This window comes from Novosphingobium sp. (assembly GCF_040079535.1).
In the GTDB taxonomy this organism is placed as follows: domain Bacteria; phylum Pseudomonadota; class Alphaproteobacteria; order Sphingomonadales; family Sphingomonadaceae; genus Novosphingobium.
This window is the reverse complement of the sequence record NZ_JBEBKB010000037.1, coordinates 1-25,491: the sequence shown is the minus strand read 5'-3', so window position 1 is coordinate 25,491 and position 25,491 is coordinate 1. Positions and strand designations below refer to the sequence as shown.

The following is a 25,491-nucleotide window of genomic DNA, read 5'->3' as shown; positions in this document are numbered from 1 at the left end:
GAATGGGGGCGTGATGTTCGGCATGTCCGCCGCCAGCGGGAACCATCACCACATGGCGAACAACATGCTTGCCGTCAGCGCCTTCGGGCATGCCAACGAACACAGCCCCGCCTGTCATATGCTCGCTGCTTTCAATTTCAGCCATACGGCGCTCGAGATCAGCATCGCTCAATTTTTGCTTGGTGCGAAATTCAAAGGTGCGCTCACCACGCGTGACCGTGCGGCTGTGAAGCGTGTCGTCATCAGGATTGTCGCTTTCAACGATTACGATCCGGGTCACCTTGTTCGGCACAGCTGGAGCGGCAGGCGCAGCAGGAACTTGGGGCGCGGCCGGTGGTGCCGGAGGGGCATCCTGCGCTGCATAGCTAATCGTAGCCGTGAGCGGCAGGGCGATCACCGCGCTGGCCAGCAACAGGCGGCCGAACAGGCGATTTTGGGGTGTAGGCTGGGTCATGGTCAGGCTCCTTAAGCGGTAAACAATGTTCTTTTCGCCCACCACAGGACAGGCCAAAGGCGCGGCCAAGATCTGGCGCGGTGCGGCGGCGAATGCAGCAATCAAATGCGCATAGACAAAGCGGGTCTCGGGATCGCGTCCTGCCAGCACCCGCGCATCACAGGCCGCTTCCTGATCGCGGCGCATAGCGCGCCAACCGGCCCAGGCCAGTGGGTTAAACCAATGCAGCGCAAGCAGCGGCTGCATCGCCAGATTGGCGACCAGATCGCGCCCGGCGTGGTGTTGCAGCTCATGCGCGATGGCCAAATCGCGGCCAGCGGTATCGGCCCGATTGATGAAGCCGGGCGGCAGTGCCACCACTTTATCCAGAATCCCGAAAGCCACTGGCGAAAGCGCCGCCGCACTTTCCACCAACCTTATATTTCCGGCCTCTCCCACACTGCGCGCACCCGCCAGCATGCGGCGTCGCATCGCGGCATAGGACCACGCCCGCCACAGCAGAAACGTCAGCGCTCCGGCCAACCACACCGCCTGGAGCAAAGGGGCAACAATGCCCCAGGCGGGGGCTGATGGCGCGGCAGCGGTGACCGAAATCACCGTACCGGCCAAGGCTGGCGCGGCGGCGCTCGCAGCAGGCTGGGCCGGCAGCACCAGGGGCGGAAGCACCAGGCGCAGCAGCGGCAAAATCCACAGGGCATAGGCTAATCCTGGCCCAAACAGCCGTGCCGCAGGGCGGCGCAGAACCAGCACCAAGGCAATCAGCGCCGCGGTGGCGGCCAGCGTATCCAGCAACCAGCTCATTTGCGCAGCTCCTCAAGCAACGAAGCGATCCGATCGAGATCAGCCTGGCTTAACGCTTCGGCTTCGGCCAGATGCGCGAACAGGCCTGCGGCGCTGCCCCCAAATAACCGATCGACCAGCCGCCGGCTCTCTCCGCCCAGATAGGCTTCGCGGGCAATTCTTGGGGCATAGAGAAAGCGCTTGCCCTGCGGCTGGGTTGATACCGCCTGTTTGGCCACCAATCGCGAAAGCAGTGTCTTGACCGTTGCCAGGCTCCAGCCACGGTTCTGCATCACGGCATCGGCCACTTCGCCAGCGCTAAGCGGCGACCGCGTCCATAGCGCCTCCATCACCGCGTGCTCTGCCTCGCTGATCCGTTCGCCTGTGGGGTCCGTCATCGCTGTTCCCGTCCCGATCTTCGTCTACGCCTGTAATCGACTACATCTGTAAACATGAACGCCAGATTTATCGCGCGGCTGCTTCGACCAACAGCTGCCTGATCCCGATCAGCGCCAAGCCATCGGCAAATCCGATAGCTAACTGCCTGCATTATGGGCCTTGCCACCCCGCTGGTGCACGCCATGCTGCGCGCTGAACACAACGATAAAAGGGGATGGGTTGTCATGGCGCAGGAACATAGCCTTGCCAAAGGGGCGCTGGGGGTAGCGGAATCGGTGATCATGGGCATCGCGGGCACCGCGCCGGCCTATTCGATCGCCGCCACAACTGCGCTGATTGTCGGCACGGTTGGCGTCTTGTCAGTTGGCTCGATCCTCTATTGCGGCCTGATCATGTTCGGCTTGATGCTGGCTTTCATCAATCTCAACAAGATGGCACCCGATGCCGGGGCAAGCTTTGCCTGGGTCAGCCGGGTATTCGGCCCCACCTGGGGCTTTTTCACCGGCTGGGGGCTGATCGTTGCCTCGGTGGTGTTCATGGTCACCGCAACGGTTCCGGCCGCGCAGGCCACGCTCAAGATCCTTGCGCCGCAGCATGTTGAAAGCACCGGCTGGGTCACGGCGGTGGCGGCGATCTGGCTGACCTTGATCTCAGCCGTGGTGGGCCGCGGGATCAAACATGCCAGCTTTGCCCAGATCCTGTTCACGATCATCGAAACCGCGATCGTCTTCGCAATCATCGCTGCCGGGATCTACTACTTCTGGAACCAGCCCGCGCATGTGCCCAGCATCAGCTGGTTTTCGCCCACATCATTCACCACAGAAACCTTCGTGGCCGGCGCCCTGGTCGCAGTCTTCTTCTACTGGGGCTGGGACGTGACGATGAACCTGGGCGAGGAAACCACCGATGGCGTGCCCCAACCGGCTGGGCGCGGGGCGTTCTGGTCGATGGTCAACCTGATCGTGTTTTTCGTCCTGATGCTGACAGTGGTGCTGATCGTGCTGACCGATCAGGAAATCGCCGATGCCGATACCAACGTGATGTTCGCCGTGGCCGAAAAGCTGTTTCCATCACCCTGGGGCTATCTGGCCGTGGTATCGACCATCCTATCCACCATCGGCACGATCGAAACGCAGATCCTGTGTTTCACCCGCTCGATGTTCTCGATGAGCCGGGCCGATATCCTGCATCCGCGCTATGCCAAGGTTCATGCCGAATGGCAGACCCCGATCACTGCCACCGTGCTGATCTGGGCACTGGGGCTGGTGCTGCTGCTGGGCTTTTCATACCTGCCGGCAGTTGAGACTATCCTCAGCACCTCGCTGACCGCGATCGGCCTGCAGATCTGCTTTTACATGAGCATCGCGGGCGCGGCATCGGTCTGGCACTATCGCGCCATGATAAAGGGCAGCGCGATGGATGCGCTCACCCATGTGATTTGGCCGGGATTGTCCACCGCCTTCATGGTGTTCGTGGGGCTCTATTCGATGAAAGACCTTGATGGGCTGACCATCGGGATTGGAATTGGTGCGATCCTGCTGGGCTTTATCCCGCTGATGCTGGGCGCGGCGCGGCGCAAATCAGCCGCTGCCTAAGCCTGCCTAAAACCTTGCCCCTCCGCCTTGATTGCCGCAAGATCGGCAAAAGCGGAGGGGCACCATGCAGACGGATGAATTTGACTATGTGATTGTCGGCGGCGGATCGGCCGGGTGCGTCCTGGCCGGACGGTTGACCGAGGATCCCACCGTAACCGTTTGCCTGCTTGAAGCCGGCGGTTCTGATCAAAGCGCGGTGGTTCAGGCGCCGGTCGGCGCGGTGGCGATGATGCCAACCAAGCTCAACAACTATGCCTTCGAAACCGTGCCTCAGCCGGGCCTTAATGGCCGCAAGGGCTATCAACCACGCGGCAAGGTGCTGGGCGGATCAAGCTCTATCAACGCGATGCTCTATGTCCGCGGCAACCGCTGGGATTATGACGAATGGGAACGACTGGGCAATGTCGGCTGGGGCTTTGATCAATGCCTGCCCTGGTTCAAGAAGTCCGAGAACAACGAGCAATTTGACAACGAATGGCACGGCCAGGGCGGCCCGCTTAACGTCACCTACCCCAACCATCAAAGTCCGCTGGCCGATCTGTTTATCGAAGCCGCACAGCAGCGCCAGATCCGCCTGAACCCGGATTACAACGGCGGTGAACAGGAAGGCGCCTTCCACTATCAGGCAACCCAGAAAGATGGCGAACGCTGCAGCGCTGCCAAGGGCTACCTCACCCCCAACCTTGGCCGGCCCAACCTGAAGGTAATCACCGGTGCGCTAACGCGCCGGATCGTGACTGAGGCCGGCGCAGCAAAGGGCGTTGAATACGAACAGGGCAAGGCGGTTTATCAGGCCAACGCCCGCCGCGAAGTGATCATTTCGGGCGGGGCGTTCGGATCGCCGCAATTGCTCCAGCTTTCGGGGATCGGCGACGGCGAAGATCTGAAGACGCTGGGGATCGAAAGCACCTGCCATCTGCCCGGCGTGGGCAAAAACCTGCAAGATCATATCGACTATGTGCAAAGCTGGCGGATCAAGGATCGCAGCGATGTGTTTGGCCTGTCACCCAAGGCCGGCTGGGCGTTCCTCAAAGGCATCTTCGAATGGCGCAATAAGCGCACCGGGCTGCTCACCAGCCCGTTCGTCTGTTCGGGCGCTTTCGTCAAAAGCGGGCCAGGCGTGCCCGCGCCCGATCTGCAACTGCTGATGGTTCTGGCGATCGTGGATGATCACGCCCGCAAGATGCACCTTGGCACCGGCCTGTCCTGCCATGTCGATCTGCTGCGGCCCCACAGCCGCGGCACCGTGGGCCTGGCCAGCCGCGATCCCCGCGATGCGCCAGTGATCGATCCCAGGTTCTTTTCCGATGAGCGCGATCTGCAAGTCCTGCTGAAAGGCGCGCAGCTGCAACAAAACCTGATGGAATCAGCCCCGTTCAAACCGATCCTCGGCAAGATGTTCTATCCGATCGATGCAGGCGATACGGCCGCGATGGAAGCCGATATCCGCAACCGCGCCGATACCCAGTATCACCCGGTTGGCACCTGCAAGATGGGGCCGGGTAGTGACCCGATGGCCGTGGTTGATGCCCGGTTGCGCCTGCGCGGGTTGGACCGGCTGCGGGTGATCGATGCCTCTGTCATGCCCAATGTGGTCAGCGGCAACACCAACGCGCCAACGATCATGATCGCAGAACGCGCGGCGGATATGCTGAAGGAAGATGCGCGGGTCTGACTTGCCGGGGCTTGGGTGTTAAGTAAACTGTCGCCGCAACCCCCGGCGCAGCCAGGCCAGCCCCGATCACGATCCCTTCAACCGTCACCCTGAACGCGTTTCAGGGTCCATCGTGCGTGTAGCCCGGCAGCTCGTTGAAAAACCAAACCGCGCGTTCTGGTTAGCCGACGACGCTTCGGGTTGTGATGGGAATGGACCCTGAAACGAGTTCAGGGTGACGGGGTAGTGATAGTGTGGGGGGCGTTGCAACTGAAAGATTCACCCCTTGAAGACCCAATCCCGAGCCCTCGTCTCCAGATTTCGAATTTCTTCGCATAGCGTGCATCGCCATTCGTCGGACATATGGCGGAATGCCCAGCCATTGGACTCAATCTCCTTGATGATCCGCGACGTAACAAGCACCAGTTCTGGAATCCCGCTCAGTTCGATGCTCCAACCCATCGGCTCAAAGTGAACGAATTGATTTCGCATTCGATCATGAGTCCGCTTCCACCATTGGAGATCACTATCTGTCAGTTGGATTTCTGATCCTTGTGAACCATCGCCTGCGGAATTCTCCTTCCGAATGCGTTTGAGCAGCTCCGGCAGTTCAGCAATCTTGGTCTTCGGCCTCGAAACTTGCTCATCAACTTTGGCTGCGTAGTAGACACACCACTCCGTTGCATTCCGCTTTGTCGTTGCCCCCAAAGGACCTGCTGTACCTACGAGATGGCAAACACAGCTGCCCTGCAAGGCAGAGTGCAATGAGAGTATGACCCATTTAAACGCATGAAGGTCAGTTTCAGCAAGTCCAAAGCTTACGCTACAATGCCGAACTGAAGACAGAACATCTTCACACTCATCTGTTTCGAGCCAAACTTCAGCCAATCAATAAACCCGCTTCTTCGGCTTGATATACTCAACATCGTCCGTCAGCGTGAATTCATGCACCGGGCGGTAGTCGATCTTGACCTTGCCGCCCTTGCCGCCCCAGCCTTCAAACCAGGCGGCGGTGTGCTTCATCCATTTCTTGTCGTTGCGATCGGGGAAATCTTCGTGGGCGTGGGCGCCGCGGCTTTCCTTGCGGTTGTGGGCGCCGTGGATCGTTACGGTGGCCTGGGCGATCAGGTTATCGAGTTCCATCGTTTCGATCAGATCGCTGTTCCAGATCAGGCTCTTGTCCGAAACGTGGATGTCCTGCATCCGGTCATAAGTCTTGGCGAGCTGCTTTTTGCCTTCGGCCAGCAGTTCATCATTGCGGAACACTGCGCAGTGGGCCTGCATGTTGCGCTGCATTTCGCTGCGCACTTCGGCGGTAGGCGAACCGCCGCTGGCATTGCGGAAATGATCCAGCCGGGTCAGCGCCAGATCGGCAGAATCCTTGGGCAGTTCGGCGTGGGCCGAACCCGGTTTGATCAATTCCTTCAATCGGTGCCCGGCCGCGCGGCCAAACACCACCAGATCGATCAGCGAATTAGAGCCGAGCCGGTTGGCCCCGTGGACCGAAACGCAGGCCGCTTCGCCCACCGCAAACAGCCCCGGCACGATGGTTTCGGGGTTGCCATCAGCGCCGATGGTAACGACTTCGCCGGTCCATTTTGTCGGCACCCCGCCCATGTTGTAATGCACCGTCGGGCAGACCGGCAGCGGCTGACGGGTAAGGTCAACCCCGGCAAAGATCTTGCCGCTTTCGGTAATCCCGGGCAGGCGCTGGGCCAGCACTTCGGGTGCGATGTGATCGAGGTGCAAGTAGATGTGGTCCTTGTTCGGGCCCACGCCGCGCCCTTCGCGCATTTCCAGCGCCATCGAGCGGCTGACGACATCGCGGCTGGCCAGATCCTTGGCCGAAGGGGCATAGCGTTCCATGAACCGCTCGCCCTCGGAATTGGTCAGATAGCCGCCCTCGCCCCGCGCGCCTTCGGTGATGAGGACGCCCGCGCCGTAAATCCCGGTCGGGTGGAACTGGACGAATTCCATATCCTGCAATGGCAGGCCCGCGCGCAGCACCATCCCGCCGCCATCGCCGGTGCAGGTGTGGGCCGATGTGGCGGTGTAATAGCACCGGCCATAACCGCCGGTGGCCAGCACCACGCCCTTGGCGCGGAAACGGTGGATCGATCCATCTTCCATGCACATCGCGATCACGCCGCGGCATTCCGGAACACCATTGGCACCGACTTGCATGATCAGATCGATCGCGAAGTATTCGATGAAGAAATCCGCATCGTACTTCAGGCTCTGCTGATAGAGCGCGTGGAGCATGGCATGGCCGGTGCGGTCTGCCGCGGCGCAAGTCCGCTGGACCGGGGGGCCTTCACCCATGTTCTGCATGTGCCCGCCAAACGGGCGCTGATAGATTGTGCCGTCTTCGTTGCGGCTGAACGGCACCCCGGCGTGTTCCAGCTCGTAAACTGCGGCCGGCGCTTCGCGCACCATATATTCGATCGCGTCCTGATCGCCCAGCCAATCGCTACCTTTGACGGTATCGAACATATGCCAGGTCCAGTGATCGGGCGTGTTGTTGGTCAGGCTGGCGGCGATCCCGCCCTGGGCGGCCACGGTGTGGCTGCGGGTGGGGAACACCTTGGTGATGCAGGCGGTTTTGAGGCCGGCTTCGGCACTGCCCATCGTGGCGCGCAGCCCCGATCCGCCCGCGCCGACCACTACGGTATCATAGGTATGATCGATGATCTTGTAGGCAGCAGCGGTCATGTCAGGCAGCTCCAAGAGCGATGCGGATCAACGACAGCAGGCCGTATGCCATGCCGCCGAATGTCAGTAGGTTGAGAAGCGCCAGGACGGCGAACCGGTTGCCGCTGGATTTGACGTAATCCTCGATCAGCACTTGCAGCCCCAGCCGGGCGTGCCAGAAACTGGATGCCACAAACAGGCCAACCAGCGTGGCGACCAGCGGGGCGTGCAGCCATTTGTGCATCGCAGGATAGCCGAAATCGCCCATCTTTGCGAAACTGAAGGCCAGGAACAGTCCCAGCAGCAGATTGCCGACCGCCGTGAAGCGCTGCATCAGCCAGTGATGGCTGCCCGAATGTGCCGATCCCAAAGCGCGAACGCGGCCGATCGAAGTTCCGTTACCCATCGTGCCAAACCCCTCAGCTTGCAACAATCGCCGTCCAGAACAGGACGGTTGCAGTCAGCGCGAACAGCGGCGTAAGCCACGACCACATCGCGTTGTTGTTCAATTCATAGCCTGCACCCAGATCGAGCACGAAATGCCGCAGCCCCGAGGCCATGTGGCTGAAGAACGCCCATGACAGGCCAACCAGCACCACTTTGCCGTACCAGGCCCCGGCGTGGTCAGAAAATGCTGCAAAGCTCTCAGCCCCACCGGCCAGCGAGCCCAGCCACCAGACCAGCACCGCAAGGCCAACCAGCGCCATACCATCGCCGGTTACACGGTGCAGGATCGAAACCGCCATCGCCGGCCCCCAGCGCCAGATTTGCAGGTGGGGTGATGTCGGGCGGCTTTTTGCCTTGGTGTCAGCGTGGGCCATGCGGCGAATTACCCCTAGGTAGCTGGTGAAGCGCGCGGGCTCCGTTGCCATCCCCTTAGCCAAAATAGGGGGCGGTGCAAGCGGTCGAGAGGGCATATCTTGCGCTGTATGCCCCGCGCACGCTCAGGAGTCGCTTGTCGAAGCACCCGCACTGCGCCAAGAATGCGGATCATGACCCAGCCAGTCGCTCTTGTCACCGGATCATCGCGCGGGATCGGCGCTGCGATCGCTGCGCGGCTAACGGCGCGCGGAATGCGGGTGATCGGCCACGCCAGCAAGGCCCATGATCCAGATACAATCGGCGCAAACCTGGCCGATCCTGCTGCCCCGTCGCAAATTTGGGACGAAGCAATGGAGCGCAGTGGTGGACGGATCGACGTTCTGGTCAACAACGCCGGATTGTTCGCCGCCAATCCGATCTCACTTTCCGATATCGAATGGCTCGATAACTGGGAAGATACCTTGCGGATCAACCTGACCGCCGCAGCCGAGCTTTCGCGCTTTGCAGTCAGGCATTGGCTTGCGGATGGGCGCGGCGGACGCGTCGTTCATGTCGCCAGCCGCGCGGGATACCGCGGCGATTCGCCCGATCACTGGCACTATGCCGCTGCCAAGGGCGGAATGATCGCCATGCACAAGACGATTGCGCGGGCTTATGCCGCGCAGGGCATCATGAGCTATGCGGTGTGCCCTGGCTTTACCGATACGGCCATGGCTGATGACTATCTGGCCAGTCGCGGCGGGCCGGGGCTTTTGGCCGATATTCCGCTGGGCCGGGTTGCGTCGCCCGATGAAATTGCCGCTATCGTCACGTTTTGTGCAACGGATGCGCCCGAAAGCATGACCGGGACCGTGATCGATGCCAATGGAGCTTCGTATGTTAGGTAAGATTGCCGCCTCCGCCTTTTTCCTGCTCTCGCTGGGCGCTGTCGCTCCGGCCGATCGCCCTGGCGCCAGCAAAGACATCCTTGGCGCTTGCGGCGAAAAAGATGGCTGGTCAGACCCGTCCCCGCCCGCAAGGATCCACGGCAAGACTTGGTATGTCGGCACTTGCGGGATCACGGTTGTGTTGGTGGAAACCAGCGCTGGCCTCGTGCTGATCGATACCGGCCCCGAAGATGCCGCGTCGCACGTGCTGGCCAACATCCGGGCGCTGGGCTTTGATCCCAGACAGATCAAATGGCTGCTGATGACGCATGAACATTTCGATCACGTCGGCGGCATGGCGGTTATCCAGCAGGCTACCGGCGCGCGGCTGGTGGTCAGCCCTGGCGCGGCCCAGGCCATGCGCACCGGCCAAGCCGTTCCCGAAGATCCGCAGGCCGCCTGGCTGGTCAAATACCCAATGAAACCGACCCGGGTTGACCGGGTGCTGCGCGGTGGCGGATCGCTGATGATCGGCGGCACGCGCTTTACCATGCATGCCAATCCCACCCATTCGCCCGGCTCTGCCAGCTGGACCTGGCAAAGCTGCGAGCAGGGCAACTGCCTGACCATTGCCTATGCCGATAGCGTCAATGCGATCTCGTCTGACGACTACCACTTTACCCAGCATCCTGATCGCGTGGATGCCGCCCGCGAAGGCCTGCGCACGATCGAGGCGCTGCCTTGCGATCTGCTCCTCACTCCCCACCCCGGCGGCAGCGACCTGCTGGAGCGACTTTCGGGCAAGGCGGCGCTGGTCTATCCGCGCGCCTGCGTCGCCTATGCCGCGGCCGGTAGCGACCGGCTGGCCAAGCGGCTTGAAAAGGAAAAATCAGCCAAGTGAGCAGCTGGAAAATTACTGCCTTCGCGCCGCGCGCGGTGATCGAGGGTGCGCTGCTGCGCCATGAGGATGCGTTCGATTGGGACCCGGATATCGTCTTTTCGGGAAGCGAGATTGCCGAGGACAAGCCCGATGACTGGCAGCTGGAGGCCTGGCTGCCGCGCAAGCCAAACAATCAGGACCGTGCGGCGATTGCCGGTCTGTTCACCGGCCAGCCGCCCCGCTTCAGCCAGCAAAAGTTGCCCGATGTCGATTGGCTGACGCACAGCCAGCAAGGTCTGGAACCGATCCGCGCCGGGCGCTTTTACGTCCACACGCCAGAGCATCCACCGCTGGACGAACCGGGGGTGCGCGATTTCTGCATTTCCGCCAGCCAGGCCTTTGGCACCGGCCAGCACGCCACCACCGCCGGGTGTCTGGAAATGCTGGGCGAAATGAAGGCGCGCGGCGTGGTAGTGAGGAATTGCGCTGATATTGGCACGGGCACAGGCCTGCTCGCATTCGCCGCGCTGCAACTGTGGCCGCATACCCTTGCCACCGCGAGCGATATCGATGCGGTGTGTCTCGATGTAGTCGACGATAACGCCCGCGCCAACGGCATTCCAATGGGAGCGCGGCTGGGCGAACTGACCATGCTGGTGGCCGACGGGATGGAGCATCCGCTGCTGCAGGCGCGCGGGCCCTATGATCTGGTGATCGCCAATATCCTGGCCGGGCCGCTGATCGATCTGGCCCCGCATTTCGCCAAAAGCATGGTGCCGGGCGGGCATTTGCTGCTGGCAGGTCTGCTTGAAACGCAGGAAAAGGGCGTGCGCCGCGCCTGCCGCCGCGCAGGCCTGCGGATTGCAGAGCGGCTGGTCAATGGCGATTGGTCGATCCTGTGGCTGAGGAAACGGTCAACCGTTTGATCGGCACTTGCCCCAACCCGGCGCGCCACTTAAAGCCCCAGCACTATGAAACGCACCACCGGTAGAGACCGCTCGATCACGAAGAAATGGCGCAGCGCCACCCAGGCCGTGCGCGGCGGCACCTGGCGCAGCGAAATGGGCGAGACCAGCGAGGCGATCTTCCTCACCTCGGGCTATGCCTATGACGATGCCGAGACCGCCGCCGCGCGGTTCCGCGGTGAAGATCCGGGGATGACCTATTCGCGGCTTCAGAACCCCACCGTGGCGATGCTGGAAGAACGCATTGCACTCATGGACGGGGCCGAGGCCTGCCGCGTTCAGGCCACTGGCATGGCGGCGATGACGGCGGCTTTGCTGTGCCAGTTGCAACAGGGCGATCACGTGGTTGCGGGGCGCGCCGCATTTGGTTCGTGCCGCTGGCTGGTCGATCAGTTGCTGCCGCGTTTCGGGATCACCACCACTACGATCGACGCGCGCGATAACGATCAATGGATCGCCGCGATCCGGCCTGAAACCAAGGTGTTCTTCTTTGAAACGCCGGCCAATCCGACGATGGATATCGTCGATCTGAAGTATGTTTGCGATCTGGCCAAATCACGCGGCATCACTACTGTCGTCGATAACGCCTTTGCCACTCCCGCGCTCCAGCGCCCGATCGAATGGGGCGCAGATGTCGTCGCCTATAGCGCGACCAAACTGATGGATGGGCAAGGCCGCGTGCTGGCCGGCGCGGTTTCGGGCAGCGCAGAATTCATCAATGAAAAACTGCTGTGGTTCCAGCGCAACACCGGACCGAACCTTTCGCCATTCAATGCCTGGGTGGTGCTGAAAGGGCTTGAAACGCTGGATCTGCGGGTAAAGCGGCAAAGTGAGAACGCGCTGAAGGTGGGAACGTTTCTGGAAGGCCGCGTGCCTAGAATCAACTTCCCCGGCCTGCCCAGCCATCCTCAGCACAACCTGGCGATGAGGCAGATGGACGCGGCCGGATCAATCTTCAGCTTCGAAGTGGATGGCGGACGCAAACAGGCCCACGGACTGCTCAATGCGCTGGAACTGATCGACATCTCTAACAACATCGGGGATTCGCGCAGCCTGATGTGCCACAACGCCTCAACCACGCATTATTCTGTAAGCGCGGAAGCGCGCGCAGAAATGGGCGTTACCGAAGGCATGCTGCGGCTAAATGTAGGGCTGGAAGACCCCGAGGATGTGATCGAGGATCTGGACCGCGCGCTGAAGGCCGTTGGTCTCTGATCAGGCCCGCGATGACCCCGCCCTTCACCACCGAGCGTGATCCGTTCGACTGGAGCGTGGTGATCACGCTGTTGTTTCTTTCGCTGTGCTGGTGGCGGATGGGTGTGCCGAGCGAGGTCTATTTTGACGAAGTCCACTATGTCAAAGCTGCCAGGAACCTGATCGAAGGACAGCGGATCAACCCCGAGCATCCGATGTTCGGCAAGATCTTGCTGGCCGCTGCGATCCGCTGGCTGGGCGATAGCCCGCTATACTGGCGGGTTCCATCTGCACTGGCTGGCGCGCTTGGGCTGTTCGCGATTGGCCGGATGGTCTGGTTTGCCAGCGGGCGGAGATTGGCGGCGCTGGGCGCGATGGTGCTGGTGGCAACCAATTTCTTCTGGTTCATCCAAAGCCGGATTGCGATGCTGGATATGATGATGGCCGGATTGGCGATGCTGGCGCTGTGGCAGATCGCCGCGGCGATCCGCGTGCCGCATCAGGGCCGTTGGCGGCTGGCTTTAGCGGGGGTTCTGCTGGGCCTTGCGCTGGGCACCAAGTGGAGTGTCGCACCGCTGCTGGCCGTGCCTGGTCTGGTGTTCGCGGGAATGAAGTTGAAGCAGCACCGGGCCCGGTTTCTGCTGGCGCGCGGCGGCGGGCCGGTGCCGGGGATCAGCCTGGCCGAAGCCGCGTTGTGGCTGGGGCTGGTCCCACTGGCGATCTATTGGCTCAGCTTTTGGCCGGCCTTTCATTGGGCCACCAATCCGGCCAGCCCGTGGCACCCGATTGATTGGCACAGGTTCATGATCCAATTGCAGGACAGCGTCACCAAGCCGCATCCCTACCGATCAACCTGGCAAGACTGGATTATCGATCGCCGGGCGATCTGGTATCTCTACCGCGAAATTGACGGGGTTCAGCGCGGGATCGTGCTGATCGGCAATCCGGTGTCGATGTTCGCCGGGCTCGCGGCCTTGCTGTGGGCTGCGTGGGCCGGATTAAGGCATCGCCGCTGGGATGCAGTGGCCTTCGCCGCGCTGTACCTGCTGACGCTGGCTTTCTGGCCGCTATCGGGCAAGCCGATCCAGTTTTTCTACCATTACCTGCTGCCCAGTACCTTCCTGATGGCAACATTGGCGCTGGCGCTTGAGGCGATCTGGCGCAGCGAAGATGATCTGCGCTGGCTGGCGCCGATCATGCTGGGTAGCTGCGCGGCAATGTTTGCCTGGTTCTATCCGATAATATCAGGCGCACCGCTCAGCGAAGGCCGCGGCAGTTACGAATTCTGGATGTGGTTCGATAGCTGGCGCTAGTTACCAAGGGTCACAACCTGTTGACCCTAATACTTGCCCCAGACAAATTTGCTGGAAAGCGCAAAGTTCCAGACCGATGCCAGCACGATCCCGATTGCAGCAGCCGGGTAAGCGTGAAAGCCGATCCGCACCAACGCTGTGGCAACGCCGATCTGGGTCAGAATCCCGAACGAGCTGGTCAGCGCAAATTGCAGCCACCCGCGCAGCCACGGGCCCCAGCCGCGCAGCCGCTTATCGGCATAGGTCAGTTCGTTGTTCAACACGAAGTTGAAGGTCATTGCCACCATTGCCGCAGCCGTCTGACCGATGATGAAGTTCGTCTCATTGGGATACTTGCTCACCGCATAGGTTTCACCCAGCAAAGTAAGAACGATCGCCAATATGCTGAAATGGACCACCGCACCCAGCGCGCCAACCGTGCCAAACAGCGCAAAGCGCGTCGGGATGATCCGGCCCAGCCATTTATCATACAGCCCCACCAGGAATTCGAACACCACGGTTCGATCAAGTTTGGATTCGCCCTCCAGCCGCGCCGCAAAATTCATCGGCACTTCCTTGATCCGAAGCGGCGTCTCAACCGTCGCCAGAATATCCAGCAGGATCTTGAAGCCCACGCCCGAAAGCCGGTGCGCATCAGCCCGCAGCGTTTCGGTGCGCAGCATGAAATAGCCGCTCATCGGATCGGTCAGTTCAATCCCGGTGACCTTGTTGGCGATCCGGTTGGCCAGGCCCGATGCCTTGACCCGGTCTGGCCGGCCCCATTCCTCGGTGCTTGATCCTTCGGCAAAGCGGCTGGCATAGGATAGATCAAAATCCCCGCCTTCGATGGCGACCAGCATGCCTGGCAGCAGATCGGGATCGTGCTGATGATCGGCATCCATCACCGCCACAACCGGGGCGGCCGTGGCGCACATCCCCTCAATCGCGGCCGAAGACAGCCCGCGCCGCCCGATCCGTTGGATCACATGGACGCGGGCGTCGCTCTGTGCGATTTCACGCGCTTCGTCAGAGGTGCCATCGGGACTGTTATCGTCCACCACGATCACTTCAAACGGAATGCCGACCAACGCCTTATCAAGCCGATCGATCATTCCACGCAGGTTTTTGCGCTCGTTGTAAGTGGGCAAAACTACACCAAGGCGGATGGTCATCTTACAAGCGCTCCACAATCGCATCGCCGATCGCCGCAGTGCTGTGGCTTCCCCCCAGGTCCGCCCCGCGCACGCCGGCTTCCAGTGCGGCCGCTACCGCCGCCTCGATCCGGGCGGCCTGATTTTCCAGCCCCAACGAGTGGCGCAGCAGCATTGCGGCCGATAGCATGGCCGCCATTGGGTTGGCTATGCCCTGGCCAGCAATATCGGGGGCAGAGCCGTGGATCGGCTCATACAAGCCCAGGCTGCCCTCGCTGAGAGACGCCGAGGCCAGCAGCCCGATTGAGCCCACACACATGCTGGCCTGATCAGACAGGATATCGCCAAACAGGTTACCGGTAACCACCACATCGAATTGCCCGGGGCTGCGAACCAGCTGCATCGCGGCATTATCGACATACATGTGGCTCAGCTCGACATCAGGATATTCCGCGGCAACTGCAATCACGCTTTCGCGCCAGACCTGCGATGTTTCCAGCACATTGGCCTTATCGACCGAGCACAGCTTGCCCCCGCGCCCTTGCGCCGCGCGAAATGCCACATGGGCGATCCGGCGCACTTCAGCTTCGGCATAGCTCATCATATCCCAGCCGCGCCGCGTGCCATCGGCCAGAACCTCAATCCCCTTGTCGCCAAAATAAACATCACCGTTCAGCTCGCGCACGATCAACAGATCGATTGCACCGGCAACTTCGGGGCGCAACGCCGAGAAATCTTCCAACCCCTTGAACACCCGTGCGGGGCGCAAATTGGCGAACAGGCCCAGTTCCTTGCGTAGCCCCAGGATCGCCTGCTCTGGACGCAGATGGCGCTCAAGATTATCGCAAGCCGGATCGCCAACCGCGCCGAACAGGATCGCATCGCTGCTGCGGGCCAGATCGAGTGTTGCTGCCGGCAGCGGATGGCCATGCGCCTTGTAGGCCGCACCGCCAACATCGCCGTAGTTCAGCTCAAGCCCATCAAGGCCTAGGGCTTCAAGCACCCGCACGGCTTCGCGGGTTACTTCGGGACCAATCCCGTCACCGGGCAGAACTGCAATCTTCATGGGGCTCTTCCGCTATCCGATCCGCGCCAGTCGATCACGCAACATGGCGCGCGCGCCCATAACATCAATCCGCCGTTCGGCAAGCGGATAGCGGTCTAGCGCCGCGCCAAGCTTGTCAAACAGCGCCAGCATTTCTGGCAGATCCGCGCCCGGATTGAGCGCGACAGCAGTGCCATAACCCAGTTCGCGCAGCAGCAAGGTTTCAAACGTAAGCAAGCCAGGCATCCACCCGCGCGCCGATGGCGCATGGCATACCGCATCCAGCAATGCGGACAACGCCGGATAGAGTGCCGGATAGGGCTGGCGTTCGGGCAATGCAGCGGCGGCCAGTGTGGTAACCCAGCCAATCGCGGCGGCGGGCAACGGTTCGGCCAGCCATGGCCCCCGGCTGGTAACCAGTTCAAGCCTGGCATACGGCAATTGTCCTTCGGCGCGTGATCGCAGATCGGCCTCAACCACATTGCCGGGAACCAGCACAGGGCGAAGTTGCCGCCCGCGCCCGCCAGCGACATAGCCCGCCAGCAAGCCGTGGTGCTGGGTCAACAGCCGAACGATCACTGCGGTTTCGCCGTGCGGACGACTGGTGCAGACGATGGCCGGGCCGGTGAATTGCATCCGGCTCGTTTGGATCGAAAGCTGGTGGGTGGCAATCCTTCCCAGCCGGGAAGGCGGCGGATTACTTTTTCGCCTTCAGCGCCTTTTCAAGCACTTCAACCCGCGCCTTGAGCGCCTCGTTTTCTTCGCGCGCCTTGGCCGCCATGTCCTTGACCGCGTCAAATTCGTCGCGCGCCACGAAATCAAGCCCGCCAACCGCTTCGCGCAGCCGTTCGCGCGCGCCATCGCGGGCTTCGCGGCCAACGCCGGCCATGGTTCCGGCCGCGCTGTTCAGCAGTTTGGCAATATCGGCGATAAATGGGTTTTCGCTTTGCATGACGGCTAGATGGACCTTGCTGCCGGGATGTTCAAGGCCGCAGCAGTCTCTGCCTCGATAGCTGGATTTGCCTCAAGGAACTGCCAGTTCAAGACTGTCGCGAACAAGGCCCAGGCCAGATAGGGCAACAGCAGCCAGGCCGCCAACGGGCGGACCTTGCGAAACAACACCACAGTCGCCGCGATCGCCAGATCCAGCACCACCAGCAAGACCAGCGCCGCGCCGATCTGGTGCGCGGCAAAAAACAGCGGCGACCAGGCCAGGTTAAGCAGCAGTTGCACGCCAAAAACCGCAATCGCCGCCCCGCGCCCTGATGCCCCGCGCGCGGTGATCACCATGGTCAGCGCGATCCCCATCATCAGGTAAAGGATAGTCCAGACAATTCCGAACACTTGCGGCGGCGGATAGAGCGAAGGCTTGTTCAGCCCGACAAACCAGCCATTGCCCGCTCCGCTACCGGCGAACAGGCCCGAAAAGAACCCAAGAAACAGGATCGCCGGCACCACAAACAGCGCCCAGCGTAAAAAGGCGGCCCTGAGTTGGCCGGGAGAAGCGATCTCACTCATTGATTGGCAACCTGCATTTCTGGCGAATCGTTGATCAGGGTATGGCGGGGCAATCCGGCGCAGGCAACGCCCGCCATTACTATTCGCGCCAGGCCGAGATCAGAAATTCCACATTTCCTTCCGGTCCCTTGATCGGACTTTCAACAATCCCCTGAATTTGCCAGCCACTATCGACCAGCCAGCCGCGCACTTCATCGCAGACCCGGCTGTGGAGTTCTGAATCGCGCACCACCCCGCCCTTGCCCACTTCGGCCCTGCCAACCTCGAATTGCGGCTTGATCAGCGCCACCAACCGGCACGCCGTGGCGGCCAGTTTCAACGGAACATCAAGCACCTTGGCCAATGAAATAAAGCTGGCGTCGCACACCACCCAGCCACACGATCGGTTGATTTGGATCGGGCTCAGGATCCGTGCGTTGGTTTGTTCCAGCACGGTAACGCGGCTATCCTGCCGCAGCTTCCAGGCAAGCTGATTGGTGCCCGAATCGACCGCGAAGACATGATCCGCGCCCAGTGACAGCAAAACATCGGTGAACCCGCCGGTTGAACTGCCAATGTCCATTGCGGTCGCGCCTGCAGGATCAAGCCCAAAGTGCTGAAGCGCATGGGCCAGCTTTATCCCGCCGCGCGAAACCCACGGATGGTCGCGCCCGCGCACCGCAAGCGGCGCATCGGCGGCCAGCGTCTGGCCCGGCTTGGCCAGCTTTGTTTCGCCCGAAAAGACCACGCCCGCCAGCACCAGCGCCTGCGCCCGGGTGCGGCTTTCGGCCAGGCCGCGTTCAACCAGCAATTGATCGACGCGTTGTTTGGACAGCTTGCTCATTGCAGCGCCTCCTTCCATAGAAGCATGATGACCGCAACCGCACGCCATCCGATGGAACAGGGCTGGGCCCTGACACTCGCCGGGTTTGGCACATTGCTGCTGGGCTCTTGCGCGCCAACCCAGGTTGCCGTGCCGCCCGCGACAAGGCCGGTGGCAATCCACACCCCCGCGCCGCCATTGCCGCCCCGGCCAGCACCTGCCGACTGGCGCGATGCGCCGCAAACGCCGGGTGACTGGACCTGGGCAATGGACGGCGGCAAATCGTCTGCCCGCTATGGCCGGGGCGGGTATGCCCCGGTTGTGCGGTTCAGCTGCGATCGGGCCGGCGGGCAGGTGCTGTTGATGGTTGCCGGGAATGCTGCCGCAGCAGTGCCGATGGCCGTGCGCACCACTTCGGCGCTGCGGCCGATGGCCAGCGTGCCAGCGATCAGCCCGCCGGGCTGGCTGGCGGTGGCGATACCGGCGCGCGATCCGCTGCTTGATGCAATGGCCTTTTCGCGCGGCCGTTTCACGATCGAAGTGGCAGGCCTGGAAACGCTATATCTGCCAGCCTGGCCTGAACTTAGCCGGGTGATCGAGGATTGCCGGTAGGCGCGCTGGCAAGGGCCATGGGCCCAGCCCGAAGCGAGTAATTCTGACAGCATCTTTTTTGAATGCAAGACTTGTTGTCTGCGCGCGAATGATTCAAATATAGCCCGTGGCCGCAAGCGATCCACGCAAAACGGTCCGGTCGATCCGAGAGGTCGGCAAATGGCTTTAACAGCGTGAAAGGAGGTGACCGATGTCTCATGGTTCAGCAGAGGGGTCGGTAATCCGCAACATGGAGCATTATCGCTGAGCAGATCTGCGATAGAGGCTACGTGAGCGGCGCTTCCGGCCGCTGACCATGCGAAGGGCCACCCGGTTACGCCGGTGTGGCCCTTCTCATTTTCAAAGCCGGCTTACGGCCAGCTGATATAGATCTTGGTCACTTCGGGCCGGGCCAATTTCAGCCGGGGATCCTTGGCGTTCAGGATCAGACCATCGCCATAGATGCCTTCGGGCGGATTGGTTACATCGTGGCCTACGTCCATCACCAGTCCGATATGGCACCCGCCCTGCCAGTGCGCCAGCTTGCCGCCGCGCGGATCAACCCCGCCGCCATAATCCCAGCCGAACCCACCGATCTGCACCGCTTTGCCATTGGCGCGCAGCACAGCATCAAGCCGCGAGCCGAGCCCCAGCCCGCCAATCCTCCAGCGCGATTTTGGCTCTGTGATACGGATCGTCTCAACCCGCTTGCGCGAACTTTCATCAAAAAACACGTCAATCCGCCGCGCCGGATCGCCCGGCCACAGCGCCATCCCGCTAACCATTTCACCTTCTGCGGCGTGGATTTTCATCAATTTGGCCTGAGCCCCAAACCGAGCCTTGAGGCTGGCCGCAGTATCGCCGCGCCCCACCGGCACGGCGCAGGTCATTGGCTTGGGCGCCAGCGAGCGGGATGCCGGCGCCCTGGCAGGAACCCCACCGGGAAGGATCAAAGCGGCCAGGGCAAGCATCATCAATCTGGTCATCACTTTATCCTCCGCCTTCACCCTGCTGCCAAAGCATGTCGGCACTTCTTCGTTGACGCAAGCCAGGGTTTGCAGGAAACTGAAATAGTCTCTTTCCGTTTGTTACTTTTATGTTGCAGTTTGCGTAATATTCATACAAAGCCTGCGCTTCGCTCTCAAGGATTCGTTTTCGATGGCCACCCTAGCCGATCCCGCCACCCGCTTTACCCGCGTGCCGCACCCAGCGCCAACCCCGGCGCAGGATCGCGCGGCGATCCTGGAGAACCCCGGTTTCGGCAACCGTTTCACCGATCACATGGTCATGATCGAATGGAGCGAAGCGGCTGGCTGGCACAATCCCACGGTCCAGCCCTATGGCCCGATCGCGCTCGATCCGGCGGCCTCGGTGCTGCACTATGCCCAGGAGATTTTCGAAGGGCTGAAGGCCTATCGCCATCCCGATGGTTCGATGGCCTTGTTCCGGCCCGAGGCGAACGCCGCGCGGTTTAACGCTTCGGCCCGACGGCTGGCCATGCCCGAGCTGCCCGACGACCTGTTCATCGCCGCTATCCAAGAGCTGGTTGCGGTTGACAAGGACTGGTTCCCCACCGTCGAAGGCGGATCGATTTATCTGCGCCCGTTCATGATCGCCACTGAAGCCTTTTTGGGCGTGCGCCCGGCAAAGGCCTACAAGTTCCTGGTGATCGCCAGCCCGGCCGGCAACTATTTCAAGAGCGGCGCACCGGCGGTTTCGATCTGGGTTTCAGACTATACCCGCGCAGCCCCTGGCGGCACCGGGGCGGCCAAGTGCGGCGGAAACTATGCTGCCAGCCTTGTTCCCACCGCCGAAGCCTTTGCCAAGGGACACGATCAGGTCCTGTTCCTAGATGCGGCAGAGCACAGGTGGATCGAAGAGCTGGGGGGCATGAACCTGTTTTTCGTCCATGCCGATGGCAGCCTGGCCACTCCGGCACTATCCGGCACGATTTTGGCCGGGGTTACCCGCGACAGCCTGATCCGACTGGCCCGTGACGAGGGCCTGACGGTCCGCGAAGATCGCTACAGCCTCGATCAATGGCGCGCCGATGCACAGTCTGGCGCACTGGTTGAAGTGTTCGCTTGCGGAACCGCTGCGGTGGTCACTCCGGTTGGGCAGGTTGCAGATCACACCGGCAGCTTCACTATTGGCAGTGGTGGACCCGGCCAGCTGACCAGCAAGCTCAAGGCCCGGCTTACCGCGATCCAGCGCGGCGAGGAACCTGATCCGCATGGCTGGGTGATGCGGCTGGGCTAAGCCCGGCCAACGATTTCCCGCAGCGCTGTGGCAATATCCGGATAGGCAAATGCGAACCCGCTGTCCTGCGCGCGCACTGGCATCACCCGTTGCCCGCCCAGAAGCAGTTCCCTGGCAAAATCCCCCAGCGCCAGCTTCAATGGCCATGTTGGCACCGGCAACACAGCCGGCCGGCGCAACGCGCGGCCCAGCGCCTTGGTGAAATCACGGTTCGTCACAGGTTGGGGTGCGGTAGCGTTGATCGCACCGGACAAATCCGGTTCAGCCATGCAATGAACGATCAGCCTGACGAGATCATCGCGGTGAATCCAGCTCATCCAATGGCGGCCATCGCCAAACCGCCCGCCCAGGCCCAATTTGAACGGCGTCAGCATCCGCGCCAACATCCCGCCTGATCTATCAAGCACCAATCCGGTCCGCAGCAGCACGGTGCGCACGCCCGCTCCCTCTGTTGCAGCCTCCCAGGCGGTGCAAACATCCCGCGAAAAACAATTGGTACCAGTGGAAGTTTCATCCAGAACCTCGTTCCCGCGCAGCCCATACCAACCAATTGCGGATCCGCTTACAAACACCTTTGGCGGCACTTCCAGCCGTGCAATCAGATCAAGGCAAGCGCGGGTCATGCAGACCCGAGAATCCACAATCCGTTCCCGCTTGGCAGTGGTCCACAATCCGTTTGAGATCGGTTCACCAGCAAGATTGACGATTCCATCGAGGCGCGCGTCACTGGCAATCTGGGCCATGCTGGTAACAACCCGCGCGCCAGCCTGCAGCGCTGCCATCGCCGTCGCCGGATTGCGGGCCAGAACGATCACTGCATGCCCACCAGCCATCAACCCCGCGACCAACCGCGACCCAACAAAGCCGGTGCCGCCGGTGACCAGAACATGCTGCTGCTTTGGCAGGGCACAAACAAGGTCACTCGGATCCATGGCACCGATGGTTAGGCCGCTTTGGCGCCGTGCCTAGTTGGCCAAAGGGGAAGAAGCCCTAACGCCCCACTTGCCCGCGCGCGGCGGCAAATTCGCTACCCGGTTTCCACATCGGCCAGCGCGGTGAATTGGCCAGATCCCAGCTGATAGACTGAACCAGCGCAATATCCTGAAGCGCGCCATCCAGGTTCCAGTTTTGGTCCCAGGCATCACAGGCCTGGTGATAACACCGCCCGGTATAGTCATCGATCCATGCCTGGCCGGCCGCACGGCCGCCCTGTTCAAGATCGGATGCGCCCGCCAGCCCCATCATCAGCAACACCGGCACACCGCGCTTGGCGAAGGGGAAGTGATCGGCGCGGAAAAACAGCCCGCGTTCAGGCAGGCTTTCCGGGGTCAGATACCGCCCTTGCGCTTTGGCCGCCGCGGTCAACTCGTCCTCCATGCTCGATTGACCCTTGCCGATCAGCACCACATCCTTTGCCCGGCCGGCGGTTTGCAACACATCGATTGTCAGGTTGGCAACCGTCTTGCCAAGCGGGTAGACCGGATTTTCAGCATAATGCTCTGATCCCAGCAGGCCGCGTTCCTCCGCCGTCCAGGCCGCGAACACAATCGATCGCTGCGGCGCCGCCCCACCCACAAATCCGCGCGCGATCTCCAGCATACCGGCCACGCCAAGCGCATCGTCGTTGGCCCCGGCGCGATAGACCCGACCGGCTGCATCAGCCTTGCCCGCGCCGTATGCATCCCAATGCGCACCCAGCATCACCACTTCATCGCCGTGCGTGGTGCCCGGCAGCCGGGCCAGCACATTGCGGCTGGTGATCACCTCATGGGCAGCAGGGATCGCAGCGCTCAGCGTTACACCCGCCAGCGGCACTGGCCTGAACCGGGCCGATCGCGCCGCCACGCGCAGCTTGCCCAGATCCAGCCCGGCCGCCGCGAACACCTGTCCGGCCGCTCCATGCGAAAGCCAGCCTTGCAGCGCCAGGCTGGTTTTGCGGCTGACCAGCCCATAGTTCTCGCCGCCCGGGCTGGTGATTACATTCCAGCCATAGCCCACCCCTTCGGCGTCATGGACGATCAGAGCTGCCACTGCCCCGGCCCTTGCCGCTTCCTCAAACTTGTAGGTCCAGCGGCCGTAATAGGTCATCGCCTTGCCGCCAAACTTCCCCGCCACCGGCTCTTTGGGATCGGCGCTGAAATCCGGATCGTTGATTAGGAACACCGCAACCTTGCCCTTCAGGTCCGCGCCTTTGTAATCATCCCATCCGCGCTCTGCAGCTTTGACGCCGTATCCCACAAACACCAGCGGAGCAGCGGCCACTGTGGCGAGATCGGCCCCTTGCAAGGTTGAAAGATAGACATCGGTCCCCAGCATCAGCGGCATTGCCCCCTTGGGCGTCGCCAGTTCCAGCCGCTGCGGCGCACCGAGGCGCGTGTGGAGCAGCGGCACTTCCTGCACCCATTTGCCGCCCGGCCCGCCCGGCTCCAGCCCCAGGGCCTGAAAGCGCCCGATCAGATAGCCAACCGTGCGTTCCTCACCCAAAGTCCCCGGCGCGCGGCCCTGATAAAAATCGTCGGTCAACTCGCGCACTGTCTGGGTAATGCGCTGGGCGGAAAGCGGTGCTTGCGGGGTTGTAGCAGTAGCGGCGAGCAGGAGCCCGGCCAGCGCCAGCGCGATCAGTGGGCGTATGGTCATCGGCACAGCCTAGTCGCAGACGCGCGCAGGGCAAGCCGCGATCGCCCTTGCTTTGGCCCGAAAATTCGCGCAGCCTGCTTTGCAATCGGCTCGCAGCCCTTTTGCCCATGAGGCAAATAACAAAACCAATTCAGGAGTTAACAATGAACCGCCGATTCAGCTTTTTGCTTGCTGCTATCCTGATCGCGCCTGCTGTATCCAGCGCCGCGGCTGATCCGCTGCCCGGCAGTATTCGTCCAGATACCGTGGGGGCAGTTGCTCCCACTGATCCTAACGTGCGCCGTGCGATTACCGCGCCCGCGCCAACCGGGCCCTGCCGCGCTGATCTGCGTGTTGGCCGGATAGATATATCGCGCGGTGCAGATGGCAGATCGTACAACGTCACCGCCACGATAGAAAATGTCGGAACCGAAGCCGCCACCGGTCCGAACGGCATATTGGGGGTTTCGCTTGAGGTACGCAGCAACGTCAGCTTGCGTGAAACCCATTATTCGGCGCCGATCGGGAATATCGATGTGATCCACCCCGGCACCAGCCGGTCCTATAGCGGCTCCGTTTCAAATGGCGTCATCCGCCCCTCCTCGCGTTATCTGTCGGCACGGATCAATCGCGGGCCGGATGGCCCGCGCTGCGTTTATGATAGCGTCCCATCGAACGATGCGCTGGCCGTTACCATTTCAACCGCGGACAGTTGGCTGCGCGCAGGGCATTCGGTCTACACCCGCTCCGTAAACTGACAGGATGCGCCGACAATGCCGGTGGTGCCGCTTGCGATGGGCACTGCCGGCTGTCGCATTTCACCAATGCTGCATCGTCAACTTGCATGCACAAAGTCCCGTCGCGCAAAGCCATGTTCCGTTCACGGCGACAAAGACAAGGACCTGTGAATGAACTGCTTTGCCCTCTGGCCCCGCGCCGCCGCCGCGCTGACCATTACCCTTGGCCTGATCCTGCTTGGCGCCCAGCCGCTGCTGGCGCAGCGCGCTGCCGAACTCGATCGGCAGGCAGTGGCGGAATACAACAGCGGTCTGGATGCGCGCGATGCAGGCCAGAACCGCGCCGCTTGCCAGCATTTCCAGAATGCCGAAACACTCTATCACAACTCGATCACAGCGCTGTTGGAATACCCGATGCGCACCGATGAACAGCGCGAAGAGGTCAAGCAAATGGCCAATCGCCAGCAGCAGAGCCTTGATGGCGCCAAGGCCAAGGTCAGGCAATTCTGCGGCCCGGGCCAAAGCGGCGGCAGCGAAGCTGATCTAGACTATGCGAAGCAAAAGCTGCAACTGGGCCTGAACCAATACAGTGAAGCGGGCAAACTGCTGCGCGCTGGCGATGGGACAGCCGCCTGCGCCAGCGCGCGCCAATCGGCACGCAACCTCGCCGATGTTGTCAAGGCGATCGAGGCCAATCCCGCGCTGGCGAACGTGATGGATGCTGGCAAGGTCCGCGCCTTTGCGCAACAGGTCGCCAATCAACGCGATGGGACGTTTTGCGCTGGCTGACGGCGCAGTGCCGACTGTGCCTGGATAGGCGCCCCCTTTCGATAGGACTACACCGCCAATGAACAGCCTCAGCCGCACTATCCTCGCCGTAGCCCTGCAGCTGGCGATCTGCTCGCCCGCCCTGGCGCAGGAATACATCGATGAAGCGAAATTCGATAACTACTCGGCACAGAGCGATGCTGCTTTCAAAGAGGCACAGGCCGAACTTGATAAGGCAGCGGCCACGAATGAGCGCGTCTATGTAGTTCGAGCCTGCACACTGTTGATCAAGGCTGCAAACCTGAAGGAACTGGCGCGCAATGATGCCCCGTCCGAATATCTAAATGCAGTCAATACCGATCTGACCAACGCGCGAATTCTTACAAATGACATTTGCAAAATAGCCAATGGA

At 61.7% G+C, this 25,491-nt stretch carries 27 protein-coding genes; 12 read left to right on the top strand and 15 right to left on the bottom strand.

The features are described 5' to 3' along the window. Together ABL914_RS11365 and ABL914_RS11360 are read right to left on the bottom strand one after the other, a co-directional pair. The coding region (locus ABL914_RS11365; protein ID WP_391563300.1) for a M56 family metallopeptidase at nucleotides 1-1,255 on the bottom strand (1,255 nt) is incomplete at its 3' end. Further along, nucleotides 1,252-1,632, bottom strand: a complete 381-nt coding sequence (locus ABL914_RS11360) for a BlaI/MecI/CopY family transcriptional regulator (protein WP_391563299.1) — start codon at nucleotides 1,630-1,632, stop codon at nucleotides 1,252-1,254. The genes ABL914_RS11360 and ABL914_RS11365, both read right to left, overlap by 4 nt. 225 nt (nucleotides 1,633-1,857) lie before the next feature. Between ABL914_RS11360 and ABL914_RS11355 the strand changes: the two genes are divergently transcribed. Both ABL914_RS11355 and ABL914_RS11350 read left to right on the top strand, forming a co-directional pair. After that, entirely contained in the window at nucleotides 1,858-3,228 is a 1,371-nt protein-coding gene (locus ABL914_RS11355; protein ID WP_391563298.1) for an APC family permease, read from the top strand. Nucleotides 3,229-3,292: 64 nt separating this feature from the next. Beyond that, a complete protein-coding gene (locus ABL914_RS11350; protein ID WP_391563297.1) occupies nucleotides 3,293-4,903 on the top strand; it encodes a GMC family oxidoreductase in 1,611 nt (536 codons plus the stop codon). A 258-nt stretch (nucleotides 4,904-5,161) separates the two neighbouring features. Here the strand turns inward: ABL914_RS11350 and ABL914_RS11345 are convergent, their stop codons facing one another. From ABL914_RS11345 to sdhC, 4 genes are read right to left on the bottom strand one after another with little or no spacing between them, the layout of a single operon-like run. Beyond that, entirely contained in the window at nucleotides 5,162-5,770 is a 609-nt protein-coding gene (locus tag ABL914_RS11345; protein WP_391563296.1) for a hypothetical protein, read from the bottom strand. Beyond that, nucleotides 5,771-7,594, bottom strand: coding sequence for a succinate dehydrogenase flavoprotein subunit (gene sdhA / locus ABL914_RS11340; protein WP_391563295.1), 1,824 nt, complete (start codon nucleotides 7,592-7,594; stop codon nucleotides 5,771-5,773). Nucleotide 7,595: 1 nt separating this feature from the next. Further along, a complete protein-coding gene (sdhD, locus tag ABL914_RS11335; RefSeq protein ID WP_391563294.1) occupies nucleotides 7,596-7,979 on the bottom strand; it encodes a succinate dehydrogenase, hydrophobic membrane anchor protein in 384 nt (127 codons plus the stop codon). A gap of 13 nt (nucleotides 7,980-7,992) precedes the next feature. Beyond that, nucleotides 7,993-8,394 carry a succinate dehydrogenase, cytochrome b556 subunit gene (sdhC, locus tag ABL914_RS11330; RefSeq protein WP_391563301.1) on the bottom strand — a complete coding sequence of 134 codons (402 nt, stop codon included), beginning with the start codon at nucleotides 8,392-8,394 and terminating at the stop codon, nucleotides 7,993-7,995. 171 nt (nucleotides 8,395-8,565) lie between these two features. On the opposite strand from sdhC, the gene ABL914_RS11325 reads away from it, so the two are divergent. Genes ABL914_RS11325 through ABL914_RS11305 form a run of 5 tightly spaced genes read left to right on the top strand, consistent with a single transcriptional unit; the run spans nucleotide 8,566 to nucleotide 13,613 of the window. Beyond that, nucleotides 8,566-9,282: an SDR family NAD(P)-dependent oxidoreductase gene (locus ABL914_RS11325; RefSeq protein ID WP_391563293.1), complete on the top strand. Its 717-nt coding sequence runs from the start codon at nucleotides 8,566-8,568 to the stop codon at nucleotides 9,280-9,282. Beyond that, a complete protein-coding gene (bla, locus tag ABL914_RS11320) occupies nucleotides 9,272-10,162 on the top strand; it encodes a subclass B3 metallo-beta-lactamase (RefSeq protein ID WP_391563292.1) in 891 nt (296 codons plus the stop codon). Before ABL914_RS11325 ends, bla begins: the two co-directional genes overlap by 11 nt. After that, a complete protein-coding gene (locus ABL914_RS11315) occupies nucleotides 10,159-11,067 on the top strand; it encodes a 50S ribosomal protein L11 methyltransferase (protein WP_391563291.1) in 909 nt (302 codons plus the stop codon). The genes bla and ABL914_RS11315 overlap by 4 nt, the downstream gene beginning before the upstream one ends. A 45-nt stretch (nucleotides 11,068-11,112) precedes the next feature. Further along, complete coding sequence (locus ABL914_RS11310) at nucleotides 11,113-12,321, top strand: trans-sulfuration enzyme family protein (RefSeq protein ID WP_391563290.1); 1,209 nt, start codon at nucleotides 11,113-11,115, stop codon at nucleotides 12,319-12,321. A gap of 11 nt (nucleotides 12,322-12,332) precedes the next feature. Further along, nucleotides 12,333-13,613, top strand: a complete 1,281-nt coding sequence (locus ABL914_RS11305; RefSeq protein WP_391563289.1) for a phospholipid carrier-dependent glycosyltransferase — start codon at nucleotides 12,333-12,335, stop codon at nucleotides 13,611-13,613. 26 nt (nucleotides 13,614-13,639) lie between these two features. On the opposite strand, the gene ABL914_RS11300 is transcribed toward ABL914_RS11305, so the two are convergent. The 6 genes from ABL914_RS11300 to ABL914_RS11275 all read right to left on the bottom strand — a co-directional run bounded on the left by ABL914_RS11300 (nucleotide 13,640) and on the right by ABL914_RS11275 (nucleotide 18,129). Beyond that, nucleotides 13,640-14,764: a glycosyltransferase gene (locus ABL914_RS11300; protein ID WP_391563288.1), complete on the bottom strand. Its 1,125-nt coding sequence runs from the start codon at nucleotides 14,762-14,764 to the stop codon at nucleotides 13,640-13,642. Nucleotide 14,765: 1 nt separating this feature from the next. After that, nucleotides 14,766-15,809 carry a 3-isopropylmalate dehydrogenase gene (gene leuB / locus ABL914_RS11295; protein ID WP_391563287.1) on the bottom strand — a complete coding sequence of 348 codons (1,044 nt, stop codon included), beginning with the start codon at nucleotides 15,807-15,809 and terminating at the stop codon, nucleotides 14,766-14,768. A 12-nt stretch (nucleotides 15,810-15,821) separates the two neighbouring features. Next, a complete protein-coding gene (locus tag ABL914_RS11290; protein WP_391563286.1) occupies nucleotides 15,822-16,424 on the bottom strand; it encodes a DNA repair protein RecO in 603 nt (200 codons plus the stop codon). A 61-nt stretch (nucleotides 16,425-16,485) separates the two neighbouring features. Next, complete coding sequence (locus tag ABL914_RS11285) at nucleotides 16,486-16,740, bottom strand: accessory factor UbiK family protein (RefSeq protein WP_391563285.1); 255 nt, start codon at nucleotides 16,738-16,740, stop codon at nucleotides 16,486-16,488. A 5-nt stretch (nucleotides 16,741-16,745) separates the two neighbouring features. Next, nucleotides 16,746-17,306, bottom strand: a complete 561-nt coding sequence (locus ABL914_RS11280; protein WP_391563284.1) for a TspO/MBR family protein — start codon at nucleotides 17,304-17,306, stop codon at nucleotides 16,746-16,748. 79 nt (nucleotides 17,307-17,385) lie between these two features. After that, on the bottom strand, nucleotides 17,386-18,129 hold the full coding sequence (locus ABL914_RS11275) for a TlyA family RNA methyltransferase (RefSeq protein ID WP_391563283.1): 744 nt from the start codon (nucleotides 18,127-18,129) through the stop codon (nucleotides 17,386-17,388). 27 nt (nucleotides 18,130-18,156) lie between these two features. On the opposite strand from ABL914_RS11275, the gene ABL914_RS11270 reads away from it, so the two are divergent. Further along, nucleotides 18,157-18,720: a hypothetical protein gene (locus ABL914_RS11270; RefSeq protein ID WP_391563282.1), complete on the top strand. Its 564-nt coding sequence runs from the start codon at nucleotides 18,157-18,159 to the stop codon at nucleotides 18,718-18,720. A 350-nt stretch (nucleotides 18,721-19,070) separates the two neighbouring features. Here ABL914_RS11270 and ABL914_RS11265 read toward each other — a convergent pair whose 3' ends face one another. After that, complete coding sequence (locus ABL914_RS11265; RefSeq protein WP_391563281.1) at nucleotides 19,071-19,685, bottom strand: hypothetical protein; 615 nt, start codon at nucleotides 19,683-19,685, stop codon at nucleotides 19,071-19,073. A 172-nt stretch (nucleotides 19,686-19,857) separates the two neighbouring features. Here ABL914_RS11265 and ABL914_RS11260 point away from each other — a divergent pair, with 172 nt between their 5' ends. Beyond that, entirely contained in the window at nucleotides 19,858-20,958 is a 1,101-nt protein-coding gene (locus ABL914_RS11260; protein WP_391563280.1) for a branched-chain amino acid aminotransferase, read from the top strand. On the opposite strand, the gene ABL914_RS11255 is transcribed toward ABL914_RS11260, so the two are convergent. After that, nucleotides 20,955-21,890, bottom strand: coding sequence for a TIGR01777 family oxidoreductase (locus ABL914_RS11255; RefSeq protein WP_391563279.1), 936 nt, complete (start codon nucleotides 21,888-21,890; stop codon nucleotides 20,955-20,957). The two genes, ABL914_RS11260 and ABL914_RS11255, sit on opposite strands and share 4 nt — an antisense overlap. 58 nt (nucleotides 21,891-21,948) lie before the next feature. Next, the gene (locus ABL914_RS11250; RefSeq protein WP_391563278.1) at nucleotides 21,949-23,595 is read right to left on the bottom strand and encodes a M28 family metallopeptidase; all 1,647 of its coding nucleotides are present in this window, start codon (nucleotides 23,593-23,595) and stop codon (nucleotides 21,949-21,951) included. A gap of 143 nt (nucleotides 23,596-23,738) precedes the next feature. Here ABL914_RS11250 and ABL914_RS11245 point away from each other — a divergent pair, with 143 nt between their 5' ends. From ABL914_RS11245 to ABL914_RS11235, 3 genes are all read left to right on the top strand, one after another. Next, on the top strand, nucleotides 23,739-24,332 hold the full coding sequence (locus tag ABL914_RS11245; protein WP_391563277.1) for a hypothetical protein: 594 nt from the start codon (nucleotides 23,739-23,741) through the stop codon (nucleotides 24,330-24,332). 150 nt (nucleotides 24,333-24,482) lie between these two features. Next, nucleotides 24,483-25,100, top strand: a complete 618-nt coding sequence (locus tag ABL914_RS11240) for a hypothetical protein (protein ID WP_391563276.1) — start codon at nucleotides 24,483-24,485, stop codon at nucleotides 25,098-25,100. A 58-nt stretch (nucleotides 25,101-25,158) separates the two neighbouring features. Beyond that, on the top strand, nucleotides 25,159-25,491 hold a 333-nt coding region (locus ABL914_RS11235), incomplete at its 3' end, for a hypothetical protein (RefSeq protein ID WP_391563275.1).

Excerpts from the sequence above, each read along its gene's own strand:
- ABL914_RS11360 (WP_391563299.1), bottom strand. The coding sequence starts at position 1,632 with ATGACGGACCCCACAGGCGAACGGATCAGCGAGGCAGAGCACGCGGTG.
- ABL914_RS11355 (WP_391563298.1), top strand. The coding sequence starts at position 1,858 with ATGGCGCAGGAACATAGCCTTGCCAAAGGGGCGCTGGGGGTAGCGGAA.
- ABL914_RS11350 (WP_391563297.1), top strand. The coding sequence starts at position 3,293 with ATGCAGACGGATGAATTTGACTATGTGATTGTCGGCGGCGGATCGGCC.
- sdhA (WP_391563295.1), bottom strand. The coding sequence starts at position 7,594 with ATGACCGCTGCTGCCTACAAGATCATCGATCATACCTATGATACCGTA.
- sdhD (WP_391563294.1), bottom strand. The coding sequence starts at position 7,979 with ATGGGTAACGGAACTTCGATCGGCCGCGTTCGCGCTTTGGGATCGGCA.
- sdhC (WP_391563301.1), bottom strand. The coding sequence starts at position 8,394 with ATGGCCCACGCTGACACCAAGGCAAAAAGCCGCCCGACATCACCCCAC.
- ABL914_RS11325 (WP_391563293.1), top strand. The coding sequence starts at position 8,566 with ATGACCCAGCCAGTCGCTCTTGTCACCGGATCATCGCGCGGGATCGGC.
- bla (WP_391563292.1), top strand. The coding sequence starts at position 9,272 with ATGTTAGGTAAGATTGCCGCCTCCGCCTTTTTCCTGCTCTCGCTGGGC.
- ABL914_RS11310 (WP_391563290.1), top strand. The coding sequence starts at position 11,113 with ATGAAACGCACCACCGGTAGAGACCGCTCGATCACGAAGAAATGGCGC.
- ABL914_RS11305 (WP_391563289.1), top strand. The coding sequence starts at position 12,333 with ATGACCCCGCCCTTCACCACCGAGCGTGATCCGTTCGACTGGAGCGTG.
- ABL914_RS11300 (WP_391563288.1), bottom strand. The coding sequence starts at position 14,764 with ATGACCATCCGCCTTGGTGTAGTTTTGCCCACTTACAACGAGCGCAAA.
- leuB (WP_391563287.1), bottom strand. The coding sequence starts at position 15,809 with ATGAAGATTGCAGTTCTGCCCGGTGACGGGATTGGTCCCGAAGTAACC.
- ABL914_RS11290 (WP_391563286.1), bottom strand. The coding sequence starts at position 16,424 with ATGCAATTCACCGGCCCGGCCATCGTCTGCACCAGTCGTCCGCACGGC.
- ABL914_RS11285 (WP_391563285.1), bottom strand. The coding sequence starts at position 16,740 with ATGCAAAGCGAAAACCCATTTATCGCCGATATTGCCAAACTGCTGAAC.
- ABL914_RS11280 (WP_391563284.1), bottom strand. The coding sequence starts at position 17,306 with ATGAGTGAGATCGCTTCTCCCGGCCAACTCAGGGCCGCCTTTTTACGC.
- ABL914_RS11275 (WP_391563283.1), bottom strand. The coding sequence starts at position 18,129 with ATGAGCAAGCTGTCCAAACAACGCGTCGATCAATTGCTGGTTGAACGC.
- ABL914_RS11270 (WP_391563282.1), top strand. The coding sequence starts at position 18,157 with ATGACCGCAACCGCACGCCATCCGATGGAACAGGGCTGGGCCCTGACA.
- ABL914_RS11265 (WP_391563281.1), bottom strand. The coding sequence starts at position 19,685 with ATGACCAGATTGATGATGCTTGCCCTGGCCGCTTTGATCCTTCCCGGT.
- ABL914_RS11260 (WP_391563280.1), top strand. The coding sequence starts at position 19,858 with ATGGCCACCCTAGCCGATCCCGCCACCCGCTTTACCCGCGTGCCGCAC.
- ABL914_RS11255 (WP_391563279.1), bottom strand. The coding sequence starts at position 21,890 with ATGGATCCGAGTGACCTTGTTTGTGCCCTGCCAAAGCAGCAGCATGTT.
- ABL914_RS11250 (WP_391563278.1), bottom strand. The coding sequence starts at position 23,595 with ATGACCATACGCCCACTGATCGCGCTGGCGCTGGCCGGGCTCCTGCTC.
- ABL914_RS11245 (WP_391563277.1), top strand. The coding sequence starts at position 23,739 with ATGAACCGCCGATTCAGCTTTTTGCTTGCTGCTATCCTGATCGCGCCT.
- ABL914_RS11240 (WP_391563276.1), top strand. The coding sequence starts at position 24,483 with ATGAACTGCTTTGCCCTCTGGCCCCGCGCCGCCGCCGCGCTGACCATT.